This window comes from Enterobacter hormaechei subsp. hoffmannii, assembly GCF_001729745.1.
In the GTDB taxonomy this organism is placed as follows: Bacteria; Pseudomonadota; Gammaproteobacteria; order Enterobacterales; family Enterobacteriaceae; genus Enterobacter; species Enterobacter intestinihominis.
In genome coordinates, this window is sequence record NZ_CP017186.1 from 810,158 (window position 1) to 829,032 (window position 18,875).

Consider the following 18,875-nt stretch of genomic DNA (forward strand, 5'->3'; position numbering starts at 1 on the left):
GAGAGATTTCTTCTTTCACTGACCTGTGCAAGATAAGAAAATCTGGCCTTTGCGCCTGAATGTTGCGGAGAAAAAGCATGGCGGGGAATGACCGCGAGCCAATAGGACGTAAGGGAAAGCCGACGCGTCCGGCGAAAGAAAAGGTAAGCCGTCGTCGCCTCAGAGATGAGGAGTATGACGATGACTATGAAGACGATTATGAGGATGAAGAACCGATGCCGCGTAAAGGGAAAGGCAAAGGGCGTAAGCCTCGTGGTAAGCGCGGCTGGTTCTGGCTGCTGCTGAAGCTGTTTATTGTTTTTGTTGTCCTGATCGCGATTTACGGCGTTTATCTGGATCAGAAGATCCGCAGCCGTATCGACGGGAAAGTCTGGCAATTGCCTGCGGCAGTGTACGGCCGCATGGTGAACCTTGAGCCGGACATGTCCATCAGCAAGAATGAGATGGTGAAGCTGCTGCAAGCCACGCAGTATCGTCAGGTCACGAAAATGACCCGTCCGGGTGAATTTACCGTCCAGGCGAAAAGCATTGAGATGATCCGCCGTCCGTTCGACTTCCCGGACAGTAAAGAGGGGCAGGTGCGCGCGCGTCTGACCTTTGACGGCGATCGCCTGGAAACCATTGAGAACATGGATAACGATCGCCAGTTCGGTTTCTTCCGTCTCGATCCGCGTCTCATCACCATGCTGTCGTCCGCAAACGGCGAACAGCGCCTGTTCGTGGCGCGTAACGGCTTCCCGGATCTGCTGGTGGATACCCTGCTGGCAACCGAAGACCGCCACTTCTACGAGCACGACGGGATTAGCCTCTACTCCATTGGTCGTGCGGTACTGGCGAACCTGACCGCGGGGCGTACGGTGCAGGGGGCGAGTACCCTGACCCAGCAGTTGGTGAAAAACCTGTTCCTCTCCAGCGAGCGCTCTTACTGGCGTAAAGCCAACGAAGCGTACATGGCCGTGCTGATGGATGCGCGCTACAGCAAGGATCGTATTCTTGAGCTGTACATGAACGAGGTGTACCTCGGTCAGAGCGGCGATAACGAGATCCGCGGCTTCCCGCTGGCGAGCCTGTACTACTTTGGCCGTCCGGTAGAAGAGCTGAGCCTTGATCAGCAGGCGCTGCTGGTGGGCATGGTAAAAGGCGCGTCGATCTACAACCCGTGGCGTAACCCAAAACTGGCGCTGGAGCGTCGTAACCTGGTGCTGCGTCTGCTGCAACAACAGCAGGTGATTGACCAGGAGCTGTACGACATGCTGAGCGCGCGTCCGCTGGGCGTTCAGCCGCGCGGTGGGGTGATCTCTCCGCAGCCTGCCTTTATGCAGATGGTACGTCAGGAGTTGCAGTCTAAGCTCGGAGATAAAGTGAAAGATCTCTCCGGGGTGAAGATCTTCACCACCTTTGACTCCGTGGCGCAGGATGCGGCAGAAAAAGCGGCGGTTGAAGGTATTCCGGTTCTGAAGAAGCAGCGTAAGCTGAGCGATCTGGAAACCGCGATGGTGGTAGTTGATCGCAACACCGGCGAAGTTCGCGCCATGGTGGGCGGCGCCGAGCCGCAGTATGCGGGCTATAACCGCGCGATGCAGGCGCGTCGTTCGATTGGTTCTCTGGCAAAACCGGCAACCTACCTGACCGCGCTGAGCCAGCCGAATCTCTATCGACTGAACACCTGGATTGCCGATGCGCCAATCTCCCTGCGCCAGCCTAACGGCCAGGTGTGGTCTCCGCAGAACGATGATAAGCAGTTCAGCGGTCAGGTGATGCTGGTGGATGCGTTAACCCGTTCCATGAACGTGCCAACGGTTAACCTCGGCATGGCGCTGGGCCTCCCCGCCATCACCGACACCTGGCAGAAGCTGGGCGTACCGAAAGATCAGCTGCACCCTGTGCCAGCGATGATCCTGGGGGCGCTTAACCTGACGCCAATCGAAGTGGCCCAGGCGTTCCAGACCATCGCCAGCGGCGGTAACCGTGCTCCGCTCTCCGCCCTGCGTTCGGTGATTGCCGAAGATGGCTCCGTGCTGTATCAGAGCTTCCCGCAGGCTGAGCGCGCTGTTCCGGCGCAGGCGGCCTATATGACGCTGTGGACCATGCAGCAGGTGGTCCAGCGCGGTACCGGGCGTCAGCTGGGGGCGAAGTATCCTGGTCTGCATCTGGCAGGTAAAACCGGGACTACCAACAACAACGTCGATACCTGGTTCGCCGGTATTGATGGCCGTGAAGTAGTGATCACCTGGGTGGGCCGCGATAACAACCAGCCGACCAAACTGTATGGTGCGAGCGGCGCGATGTCGATTTACCAGCGTTATCTGGCAAATCAGTCTCCGGTGCCGCTGAACCTCGTTGCCCCGGAAGATATCGTCGATATGGGCGTGGACAGCTCGGGTAACTTCATCTGTGGCGGCGGCGTGCGTTCGCTGCCGGTCTGGACGACCAACCCGGATGCGCTGTGCCAGCAAAGCCAGCCAGAAGAACCGACAGGTAACCCGTTCGATCAGTCTTCTCAGCCTCAGCAGCCGCAGCAGCAGCCGCAGCAGCAGAACGAGAAGAAAGACAGCGACGGCGTCGCCGGCTGGATCAAGGATATGTTCGGCGGCAACTAGCCTTTATGACACCCCCTTCCCTGGAAGGGGGTATTTTCACCTCAGCAACTCATTTCCTTAACCCTGTTTTCAATCCTTATTAACGACCCGTTTTCCGTTGATTATTTCTTAAACCCTCAATTCTTGTAGGGCCGCATATCGCTTGCTATGCCGTCAGCGTTTCGCATATTATTCTGCGGTCATAATAATAATTCTCGTTTACGTTATCATTCACCTTTTTCATCAGAGATCCATCATGGCGCTTTCCAATACTGCTCAGCCAATTAACACGTCGCTGCGTAAAATCGCAGCCGTCGTAGCCACAGCGGTTGCCGGCATGTCTGCTTATGCACAGGCCGCTGAAACCCCCAAGAAAGAAGAAACCATCACCGTGACTGCCGCACCGGCTGCACAGGAAAGTGCCTGGGGTCCTGCACCGACGATTGCGGCAAAACGCACTGCAACGGCGACGAAAACCGATACACCCATTGAGAAAACCCCGCAGTCTATTTCTGTTGTGACTCGTGAAGAGATGGACATGAAACAGCCGGGGACGGTTAAACAGGCCCTGGCCTACACCCCAAGCGTTTTCGCAACGCGCGGCGCCTCAACAACTTACGATGTGGTTTCGATTCGTGGTTTCACGACCTCCAGCACCGTGAATACCAACCAGTATCTGGATGGTATGAAGTTGCAGGGAGACAACTACTCTGAAGCGTCCATGGACCCGTACTTCCTTGAGCGCGTAGAGCTGCTGCGTGGCCCGACGTCTGTACTGTATGGCAAAAGCCATCCGGGCGGCGTAGTGAGTATGGTCAGTAAGCGTCCAACCACGGAACCGTTGAAAGAAATTCAGTTCAAAATGGGGACGGATAACCTCTGGCAGACGGGGTTTGATTTCAGCGACGCGATTGACGATGACGGCGTGTGGTCCTACCGTCTGACCGGTCTGGGACGTAGTGAGAACGCGCAGCAGGAAATGGTGAAGTCTACTCGTTACGCGATTGTGCCGTCTTTCAGCTGGCGTCCTGATGATAAAACCGATTTCACCTTCCTGAGCAACTTCCAGAGCGATCCGGATGCGGGTTACTACGGCTGGCTGCCACGTGAAGGTACCGTTGTGCCTTACTATGATGCTAACGGAAAAGCGCACAAACTGCCGACCGACTTCAACGAAGGTGATGAAGACAATAAGATCTCCCGTCGTCAGAAAATGGTGGGTTACAGCTTCGCGCATGAATTCAACGACACCTTCACCGTGCGTCAGAACCTGCGTTATACCAAAATCAACACGCTGTACCGTTCAGTTTACGGTAACGGCTATATCGCCCCGGCCCAGATCAGCCGTGCCTACGTGCGTTCAGATGAAGACCTCAACTCGTTCACGGTTGATACACAGCTCCAGTCGAAATTCGCGACCGGCGCCGTTGACCATACCCTGCTGACGGGTGTGGATTATCTTCGTATGCGAAATGACATTGATGCTGACTACGGCACCGCCGATCCGATCAGCATGAACAATCCTCAGCACGGCAATGCGAACGTCAATGTGAACTTCCCGTATGCCATGCTCAATCGTCAGGAGCAGACCGGGCTCTATGCGCAGGATCAGGCTGAATGGGATAAGTGGGTACTCACCTTGGGTGGCCGCTATGACTTTGCGAAAACGTCTGCCTTTAACCGTAATAACGGAACCACCGCGGAAATTAACGATCAGGCATTTACCTGGCGCGGGGGGATTAACTACCTGTTCGACAACGGGATTACACCATACTTCAGCTACAGTGAATCCTTTGAACCGCTCTCTGGCACCACCCAGGGCGGCAAACCGTTCGATCCGGCGCGCGGCAAGCAGTATGAAGCGGGCGTGAAGTATGTTCCAAAAGATCTGCCTGTTGTGGTGACGGCAGCGGTATACCAACTGACCAAGAACAATAACCTGACCGCCGATCCGGCGAACCCGACCAGCGGCTTTAGCGTGCAGGGCGGTGAAATTCGCTCCCGAGGCTTTGAGCTGGAAGCGAAAGCGGCGGTGTCGGCTAACGTGAACGTGACGGCGGCCTACAGCTACACTGATGCACAATACACCCACGACACCTGGTATGAAGGTCGTCGTCCGGCAGAAGTACCGCGCAACATGGCATCACTGTGGGCGGATTACACCTTCCACGAGACGGCGCTAAGTGGCCTGACCGTTGGTGCGGGTGCTCGCTACATCGGTAACACGGTGACGTACTACTCCTCAGCGTCGCCTAAAGCCTATGAGTCCTTTAACGTCGCGGGTTATGCCCTGGCGGATGCGACCGTGAAATACGATCTGGCGCGCTTCGGTCTGCCGGGCTCTTCCGTCGGCGTCAACGTGAACAACATCTTTGATCGTGAATACGTCTCCAGCTGCTACAGCGAGTATGCATGCTACTGGGGAGCAGGACGCCAGGTTGTTGCCACGGCGACCTTCCGCTTCTAACCTCTTTATGGGCACGGTTCGCCGTGCCCTTTTTATTTAAGTTGGCTGACATGCAGGATACTAAAACGCAATCCGACTCCACCTTCACGCTCAACAATCTCTCCTTTCGCGTACCCGGGCGCACCTTGCTGCATCCGCTCTCTTTGACGTTTCCCGCAGGTAAAGTGACCGGTTTAATCGGGCACAATGGTTCCGGTAAATCGACGCTGCTGAAGATGCTGGGCCGTCATCAGCCGCCGTCCGAGGGCGACATTCTGCTGGATGACCAGCCGCTGGCGAGCTGGAGCAGTAAGGCCTTTGCCCGCAAGGTGGCCTATCTGCCGCAGCAGTTGCCGCAGGCGGAGGGGATGACGGTGCGCGAGCTGGTGGCGATTGGACGTTATCCGTGGCACGGTGCGCTCGGGCGTTTTGGCGTTGCTGACAGAGAGAAAGTGGAAGAGGCGATCGCGCTGGTTGGGTTAAAACCGCTGGCGCACCGTCTGGTGGATAGCCTGTCCGGTGGCGAGCGTCAGCGCGCATGGATCGCAATGCTGGTGGCGCAGGACAGCCGCTGCCTGCTGCTCGACGAACCCACTTCAGCGCTGGATATTGCTCATCAGGTTGACGTCCTGGCGCTGGTGCATCGCTTAAGCCAGCAGCGCGGCCTGACGGTGATTGCCGTTCTGCATGATATCAACATGGCGGCACGCTACTGCGACTATCTGGTAGCGCTGCGCGGCGGTGAAATGATCGCTCAGGGTACGCCTGCCGAACTGATGCGCAGCGAAACGCTGGAACATATCTACGGTATTCCTATGGGCATTCTGCCTCACCCGGCCGGGGCTGCACCCGTGAGCTTTGTCTACTGATGCTGGATCCAACATTAATTAGCCGCCGTCGCCTGCTAACGGCCATAGCGCTCTCACCGCTGCTGTTAAAGATGGGCCCGGCCCGCGCTGCCGCAGTCGATCCGCACCGCATCGTGGCGCTGGAGTGGTTGCCCGTCGAACTGATGATGGCGCTGGGCGTGACGCCTTACGGCGTGGCCGATATTCCTAACTACACCCTGTGGGTGAATGAGCCAAAACTGCCGGACTCCGTCATCGACATCGGTCTGCGTACGGAGCCGAACCTCGAGCTTCTCACCCAGATGAAACCGTCTTATTTATTCTGGTCTGCGGGGTATGGCCCGTCGGAAGAGACCATGGCGAAGATTGCGCCCGGACGGGGCTTTTCCTTTAGCGACGGTAAAAAGCCGCTGACCATGGCAAAAAATTCCATCCACGAGATGGCGCAGTTCCTCAACCGTGAGGCTGAGGCGAAAAAGCATCTCAATGAATTTGATGCGCTGATTGATTCCCTTAAGCCGCGCTTTGCCCACCGTGGCGATCGGCCTTTGCTGATGGTGACCCTGCTGGATGCCCGCCATATGCTGGTCTTTGGAAATAACTGTCTGTTCCAGGAAGTACTCGACAGCTTTGGCATTCGCAATGCCTGGGAAGGCGAGATGACGTTCTGGGGCAGTACCGCAGTGGGTATTGACCGTCTGGCGGTGTTTCGTGATGTGGACGTGCTGTGCTTTGACCACGGCAATGAGCGCGAAATGCAAACCCTGATGGCGACTCCGCTCTGGCAGGCAATGCCGTTCGTCCGCGAGCAGCGCTTCCTGCGCGCGCCAGCGGTATGGTTCTACGGCGCGACGCTGTCGGCCATGCATTTTGCCCGCGTGCTGGACAATGCACTGGGAGGCAAGGCATGAGCACGCGTATGGCCCGTTTCCCGATGTTACTGTTAGCGCTCATTTTTCTGGCTGCCCTGGCATTAACCGGCTTTAACCTGACCACGGCGTTACCGCGCGATCAGTGGGCAGCCGCGTTTGCCGCACCGGATATCGACAATATTCAGCAAATGCTGTTCCACTACAGCCTGCTGCCGCGTCTGGCTATCTCCCTGCTGGTCGGGGCGGGACTGGGACTGGTGGGCGTACTGTTTCAGCAGGTGCTACGTAACCCGCTGGCGGAGCCAACCACGCTGGGCGTGGCGACGGGGGCTCAGCTGGGGATCACCATCACCACGCTCTGGACCCTGCCGGGAGCGTTAACCTCGCAGTTTGCCGCGCTGGCAGGCGCATGCGTGGTCGGTGCGCTGGTCTTTGGCGTAGCCTGGGGAAAACGTCTCTCACCGGTCACGCTGATCCTCGCGGGGCTGGTCGTCAGCCTCTACTGTGGGGCGATCAACCAGCTGCTGGTGCTGTTTCACCACGATCAGCTGCAAAGCATGTTTATGTGGAGTACCGGCACGCTCACCCAGACCGACTGGAGTATCGTCCAGCGCCTGTGGCCGCAGCTGTTTGGCGGCGTGGTGCTGACGCTGCTGCTGCTGCGTCCGCTCACGCTGATGGGCCTCGATGACGGCGTGGCGCGCAATCTCGGGCTGGCGCTGTCGCTGGCCCGTCTGGCGGCCCTGACCCTGGCGATTGTGCTGAGCGCGTTACTGGTTAACGCCGTCGGCATCATCGGTTTTATCGGCCTGTTTGCGCCATTGCTGGCAAAAATGCTCGGCGCGCGCCGTCTGCTGGCGCGTCTGATGCTGGCGCCGCTGATTGGTGCGCTGATCCTCTGGCTTTCCGATCAGCTCATTCTCTGGCTGGCGCGCGTCTGGATGGAAGTTTCCACGGGCTCGGTGACGGCCCTGATCGGCGCGCCGCTGCTGCTGTGGCTGCTGCCGCGCCTGCGCAGCATTAGCGCTCCGGCGATGGATGCCGGCGATAAAGTGCATGCCGAGCGTCAGTCGGTGGTGTGGTTCAGCCTTGCCGGGCTGGCAGTGCTGGTTATCGCCTCGTTTGCCGCACTCTCGCTGGGACGCGACGCCACGGGCTGGCACTGGGCAACGGGGGATTTGCTGCATGAACTCATGCAGTGGCGCTGGCCGCGGATTTTCTCCGCGCTGATTGCGGGCGTCATGCTGGCGGTGGCGGGCTGTATTATCCAGCGTCTCACCGGCAACCCGATGGCAAGCCCGGAAGTATTAGGGATCAGCTCCGGGGCCGCGTTTGGCGTAGTGTTGATGTTGTTCCTCGTACCGGGAAATGCGTTCGGCTGGCTGATGCCTGCCGGGAGTATCGGTGCGGCAGTCACGCTGATGATTATCCTGATCGCCTCCGGGCGAGGTGGTTTCTCACCTCACCGCATGCTGCTGGCCGGGATGGCGCTCAGCACCGCGTTTACTATGCTGCTGATGATGTTGCAGGCGAGCGGCGATCCGCGCATGGCGCAGATCCTGACATGGATTTCCGGTTCAACATACAACGCCACCGGCAGTCAGGTGGTGCATACCGGGATTGTGATGATCGTGCTGCTGGCGATTGTGCCGCTGTGCCGCCGCTGGATGACCATTCTGCCGCTGGGTGGGGATACCGCCCGCGCGGTCGGGGTGGCGCTGACGCCAACGCGCATTGCGCTGTTGCTGCTGGCCGCGTGCCTGACGGCGACGGCCACCATGACTATCGGCCCGCTCAGTTTTGTCGGATTAATGGCGCCGCATATCGCCCGTATGATGGGTTTCCGCAGGACTTTGCCGCATATCGTGATCTCTGCGCTGACGGGCGGGGCGATCCTGGTCTTTGCTGACTGGTGCGGAAGGATGGTGCTGTTCCCGTATCAGATCCCGGCGGGCCTCCTGTCGACCTTTATCGGCGCGCCTTACTTTATTTATCTGTTGAGAAAGCAGAGTCGGTAATAAAAGTAAACGGCAATCCTTAGATTGCCGTTTTAGTGTTTGCTCCCTCTCCCTGTGGGAGAGGGTTGGGGTGAGGGCATCAAGCCGCACATTTTACAGCTTCGCAAATACCTTACGCGCTGCGTCGATGGTGTTATTGATATCTTCTTCGCTGTGCGCCACGGACATAAAGCCCGCTTCAAACGCTGACGGGGCAAGATACACGCCTTCTTCCAGCATCAGGTGGAAGAAGCGTTTGAAGCGTTCCACGTCGCATTTCACCACGTCCTGATAGCAGGTCACGGTTTTCGCATCGGTGAAGAAAATCCCGAACATCCCGCCCACGTGGTTCACCACCAGTGGAATACCCGCATCTTCTGCGGCTTCCAGCAAACCGTTTGCCAGTTGCGTCGTCCGGTCCGTCAAGGTTTCGTGGATACCCGGCTGCGCCACTTCGGTCAGACAGGCAAAGCCCGCCGCCATCGCAATCGGGTTACCGGAGAGCGTACCCGCCTGGTAAACCGGACCGGTTGGCGCCAGCGCGTCCATGACGTCCTTACGTCCACCGAACGCGCCGACAGGCATGCCGCCGCCAATGATTTTGCCGAGGCAGGTCAGATCCGGCTCCACGCCGTAGTATGACTGCGCCCCCGCCAGCGCGACGCGGAAGCCGGTCATCACTTCGTCGATGATCAGCAGCGCGCCGAACTCATCGCACAGGGCGCGCAGGCCCGGTAGGAAGTCAGGCTGCGGTGGGATACAGTTCATGTTGCCCGCAACTGGCTCAACGATGATGCAGGCGATCTCCTGCGGATACTGCTCGAACGCGGCGCGAACGGTGTTCAGATCGTTATAGGTGCAGGTCAACGTGTGTTTCGCGAAATCAGCCGGCACCCCCGGGGAGTTCGGCTGGCCGAGGGTCAGCGCGCCGGAACCAGCTTTCACCAGCAGACAGTCGGCATGGCCGTGATAACAACCTTCGAACTTGATGATCTTGTCACGGCCGGTAAAACCACGCGCCAGACGGATAGCGCTCATGGTCGCTTCGGTACCGGAGTTCACCATACGCACCATGTCCATCGTTGGCACCAGTTCGGTGACCAGCTCCGCCATTTTGACTTCCATCTCGGTTGGCGCACCGAAGCTCAGGCCGCGCTGAGCGGCTTCAATCACCGCGTTGCGGATCGCCGGGTGGTTATGCCCCAGTACCATCGGGCCCCAGGAGCCGACGTAATCGACATAGGCTTTACCATCCACATCATACAGATATGCACCATCCGCACGTTCGATAAACAGCGGGGTGCCACCCACGCCGGTAAAGGCGCGCACGGGTGAGTTCACGCCGCCTGGGATTAGCTCGCGGGCTGCGCTGTAGAGGTTTTCAGACTTGCTCATGGCGTCGTTCCTGGTTCGTAGAAATGAGTTAAGGCAACTATTCTAAGTGATTCGGAAGAGGTTATAAAATTTTTGCCCCATAGAAGGCTTAACAATTGTTAAGTATTTTTCAGGGGACGAGGGGATTGTCTCTGGTAGAATCCCTGCGGCCTTTTGTATGACGAAACAGAACAGGTAATGAACGAGAACACGCCTTCTTTTGAACAACAACAGTTTACGCGCGCGAAGCACCGGGTCAGTATCCGGCGGCTGCTCAACCGTGACAAAACCCCGTTAGCCATTCTGGTGGCAGCCGCCGTTGTGGGCACGCTGGCCGGGCTGGTAGGCGTCGCGTTTGAGAAAGCCGTCAATGCGGTGCTCAACTGGCGCATAGGCACCGTCGCCAGCTTCGCGGATCGTGAATGGCTGGTCTGGGTGTGGGCCTTTGGCCTTTCGGCCCTGTTTGCCATGGTGGGCTATTTTCTGGTGCGTAAATTCGCACCTGAAGCAGGTGGCTCGGGGATCCCTGAAATTGAGGGGGCGCTGGAAGAGCTACGCCCGGTTCGCTGGTGGCGCGTGCTTCCTGTGAAATTTATCGGCGGGATGGGAACGCTCGGAGCGGGCATGGTGCTCGGTCGGGAAGGACCAACGGTACAGCTGGGCGGTAACGTCGGGCGCATGGTCGGCGATCTGTTCCGTATGCGCAGCGCCGAAGCGCGCCATACGCTGCTGGCAACGGGGGCGGCGGCCGGGCTGTCTGCCGCGTTTAACGCGCCGCTGGCGGGTATCCTGTTTATCATTGAAGAGATGCGCGCCCAGTTCCGCTACAACCTGATCTCCATTAAAGCGGTGTTTACCGGCGTGATTATGTCGAGCATTGTCTTTCGCGTCTTTAACGGCGAAGGGGCGGTGATTGAAGTTGGCAAGCTAACTAATGCGCCGGTCAATACTTTGTGGCTGTATCTGATTCTTGGGATGATTTTTGGCGTCGTTGGCCCGCTTTTTAACACCCTGATTTTACGGGCGCAGGATATGTTTCAGCGCATCCATGGCGGAAATACCACGAAATGGGTGCTGGTGGGGGGCCTGCTTGGTGGCGTGTGCGGGATCCTCGGTTTTATCGAACCGAATGCGGCGGGCGGCGGTTTCGGTCTGATTCCCATTGCCGCGGCGGGGAATTTCAGCGTAGGCCTGCTGCTGTTTATGTTTATTTCACGCGTCATCACCACGGTATTGTGCTTCTCCTCTGGTGCCCCGGGCGGCATTTTCGCCCCGATGCTGGCGCTGGGGACGCTGCTGGGTACGGCGTTCGGGATGGCGGCGGCGGCAGGCCTCCCGGCCTACCATCTGGATGCGGGGACGTTTGCGGTTGCGGGAATGGGGGCGCTGCTGGCGGCCTCCCTGCGTGCGCCGCTGACCGGGATCGTGCTGGTGCTGGAAATGACCGACAATTACCAGCTCATTTTGCCAATGATCATTACCTGCCTCGGCGCGACACTATTAGCCCAATTCCTGGGTGGAAAACCGCTATACTCCACCATTCTTGCCCGTACCCTGGCGAAACAGGAAGCTGAACAGGCCCTGAAGCAGAATACTTGAATGAATTACCAGGGTATTAGATAATGACAAAAAGAATTGGGTGATTTTTACCCAATAGCAGTCGCAGTATTCATGGGAGCATAAGATGAGTGATGACGTAGCGTTGCCGCTGGAATTTACCGAAGCAGCAGCGAAAAAAGTGAAAACCCTGATTGCCGACGAGGACAATCCGGATCTGAAACTGCGTGTTTATATTACCGGCGGCGGCTGTAGTGGCTTCCAGTATGGTTTTACCTTTGACGACCAGGTTAACGATGGTGATATGACTATCGAGAAACAGGGCGTCGCGCTGGTGGTTGATCCGATGAGCCTGCAATATCTGGTGGGCGGTTCAGTGGACTACACTGAAGGTCTGGAAGGTTCGCGCTTTGTGGTGACTAACCCGAATGCGACCAGCACCTGCGGGTGTGGTTCTTCATTCAGTATTTAACCTGAATGCAAATTGTAGGCCCGGTAAGCGAAGCGCCACCGGGCTTATAAACGATACCTATCTTGAATTTTCATCCAGTGCAAACGTCGGCAGCTTCAGGTGCCAGCGTATCGCCGCTAAACGGATCACCAGCGTTACCACCATCCCCAGCATCGCCGCGTTTTCCAGCGGGACAGCAAAGGTGTAATACGCCGTGGCGTGAACAATCCCCCCGATGATACAGGCCGTCGCGTAGATTTCCGTTCGCAGGATCATCGGGACTTCTCGCGCCAGAATGTCGCGAATAATCCCTCCGCCCACGCCGGTCAACACGCCCATACAGATCGCCACCAGCGGGCCAGTCCCGGCAATAAAGGCTTTATTCACGCCTATTCCCACAAAGACCGCCAGACCGACGGCATCCAGCACTGGCAATATCCATTTTGGTAGTCTGCGAGGCTGACGAACCAGCACGATGGTTAACAGGCAGGTGACCATCGCCACCACCAGATCCGTTGGATCTTTTACCCAGAATACCGGGCCGTTTGCCAGCGCCATATCGCGAATCGTTCCGCCGCCTACCGCCGTAACGACGCCGAGCACCAGTACGCCAAAAGGATCCATGCGTAGTTTTCCGGCAAGCAAAACGCCGGAGATAGCAAAAACGGCTGTGCCAAGAATATCCAGCCAATACACGAGCATCGTTAAATCCTCGAATAGGGTATTTATCTGTTTGAGTGACTCTCTGCCAGTTCGGCGCAGAGTTGTTTTGCGGCGAGGATAATACGCGGGCTGGCGCGTTCAAACCAGTCGCTGTTGAGTGCGATGACCGGAATTTTAAGCTGCCGATGCCAGAATTGTTCTATTTTAGGAATCTGGCTCGCATTTCCGACCACCACAATGGCCTGCGGTTGTCGCGCCAGAACCTGCTCACGACTGACCTGCGGCCAGGGGACCCGGCTTTCGGCAAAGATATTTTCACCTCCACAGATCTCAAGCACCTGGTTCTGGATCGAACCTTTCCCGGTAGTGAACAGCGGCTGGCTGCCAAATTGCAGAAAAACGCGTTGTTTCGGTTGCGTGCCGTATCGGGTTTTTAGCGCAGCATAGTCGTTGAGCATCTGCTGTGCAGCGTGCTCGGCGCGTTGGGGGGTAGGGCTGAAGGGCGCGAGGTCACGGAGGGTTTGCGCCACCTGTTCGATGCTCACCGCATCTACCCATTTTACCGTTATTCCCAGCGAAGAGAGCTGGTTCACCTGTCGTTCGGCATTACCACCGCGCCAGGCAAGAACCAGATCGGGCTTCAGCGCCACGATGCGTTCCAGGTTCATTCCCTGCCAGGTGGCAACCTGTTCGATTTGGGCGGCCTGCGGTGGATAATCGGAAAAGCTGCTCACCGCAACGGGCGTAATCCCGGCGGCAAACGCCAGTTCCGTATTGGCAGGGGAGAGTGTGATCACCCGCGGCGCGGCGATGAGCCAGGCCGGGGCGAGCAGAAGCAGGGCGACCAGCGCCCTGAATGACACCTTACCCACGCGCCAGTTTCTGCACCAGGGTTTCCACCATCACGGTGGACTGTTTGGCCGCAACGGCCAGGAACTCGTCGAAGCTGATGTGGGACTGCTGGTCCGCCACGTCAGAGATCGCGCGAACGACCACGAACGGCACGCTGAAGTTATGGCACACGTGCGCAATGGCCGTGGCTTCCATCTCAACGGCCACAGCCTGCGGGAAGTTATGACGGATTTTCGCCAGACCAACAGAGCCGTTGATAAAGGCATCGCCGCTGACGATCAGGCCACGCATCGCATTGAGGTTCAGCTCGTTAATGCAGCTTTCAGCGGCGGCAATCAGCTTATCATCCGCTTTAAACCCGGCCGGGCAGCCCGGAAGCTGACCATATTCGTAGCCGAATGCGGTGACATCTGCATCGTGGTAACGCGCTTCGTCGGAAACCACGATATCGCCCACTTTCAGCGTCGGCGCCAGACCGCCCGCCGAACCTGTATTAATGATAACGTCAGGCTTGCAGCGCTCAAGCAGCAGGGTCGCGCCCAGTGCCGCTGCAACTTTACCGATGCCTGATTTCAGCAGAGCCACGTCAACGCCGTTCAGCTGGCCGGTGTAGATCTCACAGCCACCAAGGGAGAGGGTCTGACGGTTCTCAATTTTGTCACGCAGCAGCGTAACTTCTTCTTCCATTGCACCAATAATGCCGATTTTCATAGATTTACTCGCGATGTGCCTTGTTAAGATGCATAGTCTATCATGCGGTTAAGGGGAAACGCATTCTCACGCGGGGGGAGCACATGGCACCAATCGATTTTCGCACCAAAATTAACTGGCACCGACGTTTCCGTTCGCCACAGGGCGATAAGAGCGAACATGAGATCCTGCGCATTTTTGAAAGCGATCGCGGACGCATCATCAATTCGCCCGCCATCCGCCGGTTACAGCAAAAAACCCAGGTGTTCCCGCTGGAGCGTAACGCCGCGGTGCGTACGCGGTTAACGCACTCCATGGAAGTGCAGCAGGTGGGGCGCTACATTGCAAAAGAGATCCTCAGCCGTCTTAAAGAGCAACGTCTGCTGGAAACCTACGGGCTGGATGAACTGACCGGGCCGTTCGAAAGCATCGTTGAGATGGCCTGCCTGATGCACGATATCGGCAATCCTCCCTTTGGTCATTTCGGCGAGGCCGCCATCAATGACTGGTTTAAACAGCGGCTTTTTCCCTCTGACGCCATAAGCCAGCCGCTCAGCGATGACCGCTGTGTGGTACGCGATTTACGCCTGCGTGAGGGCGAAGATAGCCTGAACGATCTGCGCCGCAAGGTGCGTCAGGATCTGTGTCATTTCGAAGGTAACGCGCAGGGGATCCGTCTGGTGCACTCCCTGATGCGCATGAATCTGACCTGGGCGCAGGTGGGCTGTATTCTCAAATACACGCGTCCCGCGTGGTGGATGGGGGAAACGCCTGCCACCCATAGCTACCTGATGAAAAAACCGGGCTATTACCTGTCGGAAGAAGCGTACATTGAACGGTTGCGTAAAGAACTTTCGCTAACGCCGAATGGCCGTTTTCCATTGACGTGGATTATGGAAGCGGCTGATGACATTTCTTATTGCGTGGCCGATCTGGAAGACGCAGTGGAAAAAAGAATATTCAGCGTCGAGGAGCTGTATCAGCATCTTCACGATGCCTGGGGAGAGCATGAAAAAGGTTCTCTGTTTGCACAGGTCGTCGAGAATGCCTGGGATAAATCGCGTTCAAATTCGCTGAGCCGCAGTACCGAAGATCAGTTCTTTATGTATTTGCGGGTCAATACGCTGAATAAACTGGTGCCGTATGCGGCCGCCCGTTTCATTGATAATTTGCCGATGATATTTAGCGGGGAATTTAATCACGCCCTGCTGGAAGATGAGAGCAGTTTTAGTCAGCTGCTTGAATTATATAAAAACGTGGCTGTTCGCCATGTTTTCAGCCACCCGGATGTCGAACAACTGGAGCTGCAAGGATACCGGGTTATCAGCGGTTTGCTGGAAATTTATGGCCCGCTGCTCCAGCTGACGGTCGATGAGTTTTGCGAGCTGGTCGAAAATGAACGTGTTCGCCGCCTGCCGATTGAATCTCGTCTCTATCAGAAGCTTTCAACCCGTCACCGGCTGGCATACATTGAGGCCGTCAGTAAAATAGATCGTCATTCTTCCCAATGGCCAGTCATGGAATATTATTATCGCTGTCGTCTTATCCAGGACTATATCAGCGGGATGACAGATTTGTATGCCTGGGATGAATACCGCAAGCTTATGGCCGTTGAATAAGCCATGAGTTTTGTAAAGACGACCAATAAATTTTTACTTTTTCCATAAACTTAATCCCGGAACTAAGCGGTATAAAACGAATCTGAGTTACACAGCAATTTTGCGTTATCTGGTAAATCGAGATTGAGAAACATGAAAAAAACCACATTAGCAATGAGTGCACTGGCTCTGAGTTTAGGTTTAGCGTTGTCCCCTCTGGCGACGGCGGCCGAGACAGCTTCCTCGGCAGCGACTGCACAGCAGATGCCAAGCCTGGCCCCGATGCTCGAAAAAGTGATGCCATCGGTGGTGAGTATTAACGTTGAGGGCAGCACAACCGTCAATACGCCGCGTATGCCGCGTAATTTCCAGCAGTTCTTCGGTGACAATTCGCCATTCTGCCAGGACGGTTCGCCATTCCAGAGCTCCCCGTTCTGTCAGGGCGGCGCAGGGGATGACGGTCAGGGCGGTGGCCAGCAGCAGAAATTCATGGCACTCGGCTCGGGCGTTATTATTGATGCAGCGAAAGGCTACGTGGTGACCAATAACCACGTGGTAGATAATGCTAACACCATTAAGGTTCAGATGAGCGATGGCCGTAAATTCGATGCCAAAGTGGTCGGTAAAGACCCGCGCTCCGATATCGCACTGATTCAAATTCAGGATCCGAAGAACCTGACGGCGATTAAGCTTGCCGACTCTGACGCGCTGCGCGTGGGTGACTACACTGTCGCCATCGGTAACCCGTTTGGTCTGGGCGAAACCGTGACCTCGGGTATCGTCTCCGCGCTGGGACGTAGCGGCCTGAATGCGGAAAACTATGAAAACTTCATCCAGACGGATGCGGCCATTAACCGCGGTAACTCCGGCGGTGCGCTGGTTAACCTGAACGGTGAACTGATCGGTATCAACACCGCTATCCTGGCACCGGACGGTGGCAACATCGGTATCGGCTTTGCTATCCCGAGCAACATGGTGAAAAACCTGACTGCGCAGATGGTGCAATATGGACAGGTGAAACGCGGTGAGCTGGGTATCATGGGGACCGAGCTGAACTCCGAGCTGGCGAAAGCGATGAAAGTGGACGCTCAGCGCGGCGCATTCGTGAGCCAGGTCATGCCGAACTCTTCAGCGGCGAAAGCCGGCATTAAAGCGGGTGACGTGATCACCTCTCTGAACGGTAAACCGATCAGCAGCTTTGCCGCCCTGCGTGCGGAAGTGGGTTCTATGCCAATCGGCAGTAAAGTGACCCTCGGCCTGCTGCGTGAAGGTAAGCCAGTTAACGTGAGCCTGGAACTGCAACAGAGCAGTCAGAATCAGGTGGATTCCAGCACCATCTTCAGCGGTATTGAAGGTGCTGAGATGAGCAACAAAGGGGCAGATAAAGGCGTGGTGGTGAACAACGTGAAAGCGAACTCACCTGCTGCCCGTATCGGCCTGAAAAAAGGTGATGTGATCATGGGCGCTAACCAGCAGCCGGTGAAAAACATCGCTGAACTGCGCAAAATTCTCGACAGCAAGCCGTCCGTGCTGGCACTGAATATTCAGCGTGGTGATACCTCTATTTATCTCCTGATGCAGTAATCTTCTTAAGCCCCTGTTCGCAGGGGCTTTCTCTTTTCTGTGACCTTTCCCACAACTCCATACATCTCTCTCTGTCTTTGGGCATCTGCACAATGCAGCCTTAGCTGAACTTCCCTATGCTTGAGCTCTGCTCACGGGAGGGTTATATGGCTGGCTGGCATCTTGATACCAAAATGGCGCAGGATATCGTGGCGCGCACCATGCGAATCATCGATACCAATATCAACGTAATGGACGCCCGAGGGCGCATTATCGGCAGCGGCGATCGTGAGCGTATTGGTGAATTGCACGAAGGGGCGTTGCTGGTGCTCTCTCAGGGGCGCGTGGTCGACATTGATGACGCCGTGGCGAAACATCTGCACGGGGTCCGTCAGGGGATCAACCTGCCGCTGCGTCTGGAAGGAGAGATTGTTGGCGTTATCGGTCTGACCGGCGATCCTGAATCGCTGCGTAAATACGGCGAGCTGGTCTGCATGACGGCGGAGATGATGCTGGAGCAGTCGCGTCTGATGCACCTGCTCGCCCAGGACAGCCGCCTGCGTGAAGAGCTGGTGATGAATTTGATCCAGGCGGAGGAGCACACGCCTGCCCTGAGCGAGTGGGCGCAGCGTCTGGGTATCGACCTGAATCAGCCGCGCGTGGTCGCCGTTATTGAGGTGGATAGCGGCCAGCTTGGCGTGGACAGCGCCATGGTGGAGCTACAGCAGCTGCAAAATATGCTGGCGACGCCGGAGCGTAACAACCTGGTGGCAATCGTCTCTTTGACGGAAATGGTGGTGCTCAAGCCTGCGCTTAATCAGTTTGGCCGCTGGGACGCGGAAGATCATCGTCGCCGCGTTGAGCTGCTCATCGAGCGCATGAAGGAGAACGGACAGCTCCGTTTTCGCGTCGCGCTGGGAAATTACTTTACCGGGCCGGGAAGTATCGCCCGTTCATGGCGAACGGCGCGCACCACCATGATGGTGGGTAAACAGCGCATGCCGGAGAGCCGCAGTTATTTCTATCAGGATCTGATGCTGCCGGTCCTGCTCGACAGTTTGCGCGGTGGCTGGCAGGCCAACGAGCTGGCGCGCCCGCTTGTGCGTCTGAAAGCGATGGACAACAACGGGCTGCTGCGCCGCACGTTGCAGGCGTGGTTCCGGCATAACGTGCAGCCGCTGGCAACGTCAAAAGCGCTGTTTATTCACCGTAATACGCTGGAGTATAGGTTAAACCGGATCTCGGAACTGACGGGGCTGGATTTAGGGAATTTTGACGACCGGCTACTGCTGTATGTGGCGTTGCAGCTGGATGAACAAAGATGATGCTGTTTGCCGGGTGGCGGCTTCGCCTTACCCGGCCTACATGCGTTCGTAGGCCCGGTA

The 18,875-nt window shown here is 57.0% G+C and carries 14 protein-coding genes; 10 read left to right on the plus strand and 4 right to left on the minus strand.

Annotation, left to right across the window (positions count from 1 at the left end):
- The first annotated feature begins 77 nt into the window (after positions 1-77).
- The 5 genes from mrcB to fhuB all read left to right on the plus strand — a co-directional run bounded on the left by mrcB (position 78) and on the right by fhuB (position 8,763).
- Positions 78-2,600 carry a bifunctional glycosyl transferase/transpeptidase gene (mrcB, locus tag BFV65_RS03770; protein WP_063146440.1) on the plus strand — a complete coding sequence of 841 codons (2,523 nt, stop codon included), beginning with the start codon at positions 78-80 and terminating at the stop codon, positions 2,598-2,600.
- Between the two features lie 235 nt (positions 2,601-2,835).
- Entirely contained in the window at positions 2,836-5,046 is a 2,211-nt protein-coding gene (gene fhuA / locus BFV65_RS03775; protein ID WP_069596249.1) for a ferrichrome porin FhuA, read from the plus strand.
- Between the two features lie 50 nt (positions 5,047-5,096).
- Positions 5,097-5,894: a Fe3+-hydroxamate ABC transporter ATP-binding protein FhuC gene (gene fhuC, locus BFV65_RS03780; RefSeq protein WP_022647093.1), complete on the plus strand. Its 798-nt coding sequence runs from the start codon at positions 5,097-5,099 to the stop codon at positions 5,892-5,894.
- A complete protein-coding gene (gene fhuD / locus BFV65_RS03785) occupies positions 5,894-6,784 on the plus strand; it encodes a Fe(3+)-hydroxamate ABC transporter substrate-binding protein FhuD (RefSeq protein ID WP_069596250.1) in 891 nt (296 codons plus the stop codon). The genes fhuC and fhuD overlap by 1 nt, the downstream gene beginning before the upstream one ends.
- Positions 6,781-8,763 (plus strand): Fe(3+)-hydroxamate ABC transporter permease FhuB, encoded by a 1,983-nt coding sequence (fhuB, locus tag BFV65_RS03790; protein ID WP_032625558.1) that lies wholly within the window; start codon positions 6,781-6,783, stop codon positions 8,761-8,763. The genes fhuD and fhuB overlap by 4 nt, the downstream gene beginning before the upstream one ends.
- Before the next feature lie 93 nt (positions 8,764-8,856).
- Here the strand turns inward: fhuB and hemL are convergent, their stop codons facing one another.
- Positions 8,857-10,137, minus strand: a complete 1,281-nt coding sequence (hemL, locus tag BFV65_RS03795) for a glutamate-1-semialdehyde 2,1-aminomutase (protein ID WP_015572714.1) — start codon at positions 10,135-10,137, stop codon at positions 8,857-8,859.
- A gap of 177 nt (positions 10,138-10,314) precedes the next feature.
- On the opposite strand from hemL, the gene clcA reads away from it, so the two are divergent.
- Both clcA and erpA read left to right on the plus strand, forming a co-directional pair.
- On the plus strand, positions 10,315-11,715 hold the full coding sequence (clcA, locus tag BFV65_RS03800; protein WP_069596251.1) for a H(+)/Cl(-) exchange transporter ClcA: 1,401 nt from the start codon (positions 10,315-10,317) through the stop codon (positions 11,713-11,715).
- Between the two features lie 85 nt (positions 11,716-11,800).
- Positions 11,801-12,145 carry an iron-sulfur cluster insertion protein ErpA gene (gene erpA, locus BFV65_RS03805; protein WP_003856230.1) on the plus strand — a complete coding sequence of 115 codons (345 nt, stop codon included), beginning with the start codon at positions 11,801-11,803 and terminating at the stop codon, positions 12,143-12,145.
- A 57-nt stretch (positions 12,146-12,202) separates the two neighbouring features.
- Here the strand turns inward: erpA and BFV65_RS03810 are convergent, their stop codons facing one another.
- Genes BFV65_RS03810 through mtnN form a run of 3 tightly spaced genes read right to left on the minus strand, consistent with a single transcriptional unit; the run spans position 12,203 to position 14,350 of the window.
- A complete protein-coding gene (locus tag BFV65_RS03810) occupies positions 12,203-12,826 on the minus strand; it encodes a TRIC cation channel family protein (protein ID WP_003856227.1) in 624 nt (207 codons plus the stop codon).
- A gap of 23 nt (positions 12,827-12,849) precedes the next feature.
- Positions 12,850-13,659 carry a vitamin B12 ABC transporter substrate-binding protein BtuF gene (btuF, locus tag BFV65_RS03815; protein WP_069596252.1) on the minus strand — a complete coding sequence of 270 codons (810 nt, stop codon included), beginning with the start codon at positions 13,657-13,659 and terminating at the stop codon, positions 12,850-12,852.
- On the minus strand, positions 13,652-14,350 hold the full coding sequence (mtnN, locus tag BFV65_RS03820; protein WP_069596253.1) for a 5'-methylthioadenosine/S-adenosylhomocysteine nucleosidase: 699 nt from the start codon (positions 14,348-14,350) through the stop codon (positions 13,652-13,654). The genes btuF and mtnN overlap by 8 nt, the downstream gene beginning before the upstream one ends.
- A gap of 83 nt (positions 14,351-14,433) precedes the next feature.
- Here mtnN and dgt point away from each other — a divergent pair, with 83 nt between their 5' ends.
- The 3 genes from dgt to BFV65_RS03835 all read left to right on the plus strand — a co-directional run bounded on the left by dgt (position 14,434) and on the right by BFV65_RS03835 (position 18,815).
- Positions 14,434-15,948: a dGTPase gene (gene dgt / locus BFV65_RS03825; RefSeq protein WP_023299363.1), complete on the plus strand. Its 1,515-nt coding sequence runs from the start codon at positions 14,434-14,436 to the stop codon at positions 15,946-15,948.
- A 132-nt stretch (positions 15,949-16,080) separates the two neighbouring features.
- Entirely contained in the window at positions 16,081-17,511 is a 1,431-nt protein-coding gene (degP, locus tag BFV65_RS03830; protein ID WP_023299364.1) for a serine endoprotease DegP, read from the plus strand.
- Positions 17,512-17,657: 146 nt separating this feature from the next.
- On the plus strand, positions 17,658-18,815 hold the full coding sequence (locus BFV65_RS03835) for a CdaR family transcriptional regulator (protein WP_003856217.1): 1,158 nt from the start codon (positions 17,658-17,660) through the stop codon (positions 18,813-18,815).
- Positions 18,816-18,875: the final 60 nt, after the last annotated feature.